The 4,073-nt window shown below is 69.1% G+C and carries 4 protein-coding genes; all 4 read right to left on the bottom strand.

From position 1 onward, the window contains the following. On the bottom strand, nucleotides 1-652 hold a 652-nt coding region (locus KJ554_15095; GenBank protein ID MBU0743657.1), incomplete at its 3' end, for a TonB-dependent receptor plug domain-containing protein. 71 nt (nucleotides 653-723) lie between these two features. Continuing rightward, nucleotides 724-2,580, bottom strand: a complete 1,857-nt coding sequence (locus KJ554_15100) for an MFS transporter (GenBank protein ID MBU0743658.1) — start codon at nucleotides 2,578-2,580, stop codon at nucleotides 724-726. Between the two features lie 123 nt (nucleotides 2,581-2,703). Then, nucleotides 2,704-3,387, bottom strand: a complete 684-nt coding sequence (locus tag KJ554_15105; GenBank protein MBU0743659.1) for an MBL fold metallo-hydrolase — start codon at nucleotides 3,385-3,387, stop codon at nucleotides 2,704-2,706. Between the two features lie 20 nt (nucleotides 3,388-3,407). Next, a partial coding sequence (locus KJ554_15110) for a hypothetical protein (protein MBU0743660.1) occupies nucleotides 3,408-4,073 on the bottom strand: 666 nt, incomplete at its 5' end.

Consider the following 4,073-nt stretch of genomic DNA (forward strand, 5'->3'; position numbering starts at 1 on the left):
CGGTGCGGAACCAGCCCCCCGAGAGCCACGCCCGTCCCGCCACGCCGAACAGGTCGCCCCCGCCGCTCTCCAGCCGGCCGAGGGCGTGGCGCGTCGCGGCGTCGCCGCCGCCGAATGCCAATTCGCCACCCCGGGCCGGAGCCGGATCGCGGGGCACCACGTTGACCACGCCGCCGAAGGCGTTGGCCCCGTAGAGTGCCGAGCCGTGCCCCCGGAGGACCTCCAGCCGCGACACGTCCGCCAGGCCGAGGGGCAGATCGAGGTTGTGGTGGCCGGTCTGGGGGTCGCCCATGTCCCAGCCGTCGAGCAGCACCTGCACCTGTTCGAAGGAGGAACCGCGGACGCTCAGGTCGGCCTGCGTGCCGTACTGCTGGCGCTGGCTCACCTCGACGGCGGGCAGGGTGGCGAGCAGTTCCGCGGCCGAGCGCACGGGCGCGTCGGCGGCGGGATCGGCCGCGGCCACCGGACGCAGGAGGCCGGGCAGGGCCGACGGGACGCGCGATCCGACGATGATCACGGGGTCGGTGAGCCAGACGGTATCCCCGTCGGCGACGACGAAGCGTTCCGCCGGAGCTGCGGCGGCGCCGGCCGCGAGGACCAGCGCTGTCAAGACTCCGGGCAGGATTGACTGCAGGCGGCGCAAGATGGTCATGACACGGGCCCCAGATCCCGAATCTACCGGAATCGACGGCGGGCGGCCTTGACCGGTGAGGGCGCGACGCATCAGTGCCCGCTCTTCTTCCCGCTGGGAATCGCGTGCCAGATGCGTCGCAGCAGCAGGAAGCCGATGATTCCGAAGGGGAAGAGGAATACCGGCCACATGGACCAGTTGCGGGTGGTCAGGTATCCCAGCGCGAAGGACTGCACGCCCGTTCCCAGATAGACGAAGCCGTCGATCATGCCCACGGCCGTGGCGGCGCCCCTGCGACCTCCGAAATCCATGGTGGCGGTGCCGCTGAGCAAGCCGTGGGTTCCGATCACGCCTATGGACATCACGAAGACGATCAGGCACAGCCACAGGGGATCGAGGGTGAGCACCGGGCCGGCCTTGATGCTGCGCCGGTCGCCCGCGCGCATGGTCGGCAGGGGGTCGGCGAAGGAGACATCGACGCGTTCCCCGCCCCGCGTGACGAGGGCGTGCAGCACGCCGGTGCTGCGGGTCACACCCTCCGGGATACCGCTGCCGTCGTAGGTGACCATCAGCTTCCGCGGATTCCACTGCCCGGCCGAGATCGCCGCGGGCGGTACGGCGGCCACCTGCCGGGATACGTCGGACCAGTCCTCACAGGGCTCGGCCACGGCCCGCGCCGCGGCCTCCCCGGGCGTGGCGGCTACGGCCAGGATGTGGTCGCCCGACTGCAACCCGTCGACCCCGGACCATTCGACCTCGGGCCGGGTGCCGCCCAGGGTGAAGAACATGCCTATGGATGCGATCGCCAGCACCGCGTATAGGATGCCGGCCACCGGGGCGCGTCGACTCTGGAAGAAGAGGTCGCTCGCCCAGCCGGCCACGTTGGCGCCGATGACGCCGGCCACGAAGAGGATGCCGCCCCATCCGCCCTGCAGGAACGGCGTCAGGAAGATCAGCCCGCCGGACACCATCAACCAGGCGCGGCGTCGTCCCCTGGCGCGACCGCCGGCCCAGAAGAACAGTGCCGCGATCGCCAGCAGCAAGATCACCACCCAGGCCTGCCCCCACGAACCGTTGCGCACCCAGTGATGGCTGGGCAGCACCCAGATCTCCTTCGCGTAGATGGGGAACCAGTGCATGATGCCGTTGCGGATGACACCGGTGCAGAACTCGATGCAGGCCACCGTCAGGATGATGGGGTTGGTGAGGATCCGCTTGATGACATGGAAGAGGGGCACCGGCACGTCCGACTCGCCGCTGCTGGCGTCGCCGGTGTCGAAGTCCGCGTGGCCGGCATCGGACGGCTTGTCGCGCAGAAGGAAGTACTCTATCACGAAGAAGAGGAAGAGCAGGGCCGCGGGCGTGAAGAAGACCCACTTGGCGGCGTCGGCCCGGGGACCGGCGCCGGCGGCGGCGTCCAGTATCCAGCCGTTGACCGTGAAGGCCAGGAAGATGCCGCTGGAGATCATGGTGCCGAAGATACCGGAGAAACCGCCCCGCTCGCGCACGTGGAACCAGTAGGAGTTCACCTTGACGATGGCGACCGCACCGTAGGACTGGAAGTACATGTTCACGGCGTAGAGCAGGGTGAAGATCGTGCGGATCCGGTGATTGTCGGCAAGCCCCGTCGCCAGTACGTGATGCAGGTACAGCCCCATGCCCAGATTGGCCAGGCAGGAGCCCAGGGCACCGATGAGTATGCCCTTGCGGCCGCCGATCTTGTCCACGAGCGGACCGTTCAACAGGAAGGCGAAGGCGTAGGTCACCGTCCCGATGCCGAAGATGATGCCGAAGTCCTCCTTCGTCATCAGGTCGCCCAGGGCATTCTTGCTGACGGTCAGGTTGTAACGCCCCATGTACAGCAGGGCGTAGGTCAGCCCCATGGGGAACCAGTTCAGGAACCTGCGCCAGGCGAAGGCGCGCGAGTGCGTGATGACTGCTTTGGCCATGCCTCTCTCCCATGCTCGAGATCCGAGTTGTCCGCCGGCGGGCGGTCACGACGCGCGACGAGGGTAACCGACAGTCCGACGGATGGCTACGCCAAGTTCGGCAGGGCGGTCGCGGACCCCGGCTCAGCGTATGCCGTGCTCCCGCTTGTACGCCGCCCAGTCCGCCTTGAGCTGCTCGAAGGCCTCGAGATCCGGACAGAGCAGGAAGGGATTGTGGGCGCGCTCGTGGGCCAGGGTCGAGTGCGGCATCTCCCCTTCGCCGCCGTAGTAGTCGTGGCCGGGCAGCACCACGGTGTCGCCCGGCAGCTCGAGAATGCGGTGCAGGGACGCCCACTCCGCCGCGGCCGAGGAACCGGGGAAGAACGGGCCGGTGCCGCCCACCTTACCGCAGAACAACAGGTCGCCGGTGGCCAGGAATCCTTCGTAGAGCCAGCAGAGATGGTCCGACGCGTGGCCGGGCGTCTCGAGGGCAACCAGGGACCGCGCACCGAGCCGGTCGGGAAACGCGACGGACCGCGCCGGGGCGCCGGTCGCGACCGGGAGCGCGTAGACCCGCGCGCCGGTCAGCTCGACGAGGCGCGCCACGCCGCCGGTATGATCCGCGTGGCCGTGGGTGATCAGGATGTGCGCGAGTTCGAGCCCCGTCCCGCTCACCGCGGCGGCCAGTTCGTCGGGACCGAAGCCGGGATCCACGATCGCCGCCTCGCCGCCGGTGCGGTCGCCGAAGATGTAGCTGAAATTGCGGTCGCCGCCGAGATGCAGCTGCTGCACGACGATGTCGCCGCACGAGAGGTCGTTGATGATCATCCCCTGGCATTCCTCCCGGATCAGATGCCCATGATCAGGCCCAGGGTCACGCCGACCCAGATGTCGCGGTCTGCGGCGGTGAACATCGTGCCCGTCTCCGGATTCTCCAGCAGCGAGGCCTCCGCGCCGTAGGACTCGTAGCGGACGCTCAGGTCGAGCAGCCTGGGTTTGGCGCCGCGGGCGCTCAGGCGCCGCTGCAGGCCGAAGCGGGCCGAGCCGCCCCAGTCGGAGAGTTCCCGGACCAGCGAGCCGCTCTCGTAGATATCGAGGTAACCGTAGTAGAGCGTGCCGCCCCAGCGCAGGGAGCGCATGTAGTAGCCGCCGGCGAGACCGAGGTAGACGTCGGTCCCGGCGGCCAGGGGCGCGCGCAGCTGGGCGCCCAGCTCGATCGCGTAGTGGGCGGACTTGCCGTTACCGGTGAGTTCCTCGAAGTCGTCCTGCAGATCGCCGATACCCGCCTGGAAGCCGATGGTGGGCACGAACCAGTCGCTCAGCGGATAGCCCACGGCCACGCCCAGCAGGAGCATGTCGGTGAAGTAGTCGCCGAAGCTCGTGGTGCTGTGCTTGTAGCCCACATCGACCAGGGTCAACCAGGTGGTGGCGGAAAGGGGGACCGTGGTATCGGGTGGCGCGGGCAAGGGCGGCGGTGCGGCGCCCGTGTCCGGCAGGGGCGCCTCGGGCCAGAC

This window comes from bacterium (assembly GCA_018814885.1).
GTDB lineage: Bacteria > Krumholzibacteriota > Krumholzibacteriia > LZORAL124-64-63 > LZORAL124-64-63 > JAHIYU01.

Bases quoted from the DNA above. Each gene is read 5' to 3' on its own strand.
- KJ554_15105 (MBU0743659.1), bottom strand. From the start codon at position 3,387: ATGATCATCAACGACCTCTCGTGCGGCGACATCGTCGTGCAGCAGCTG.
- KJ554_15100 (MBU0743658.1), bottom strand. From the start codon at position 2,580: ATGGCCAAAGCAGTCATCACGCACTCGCGCGCCTTCGCCTGGCGCAGG.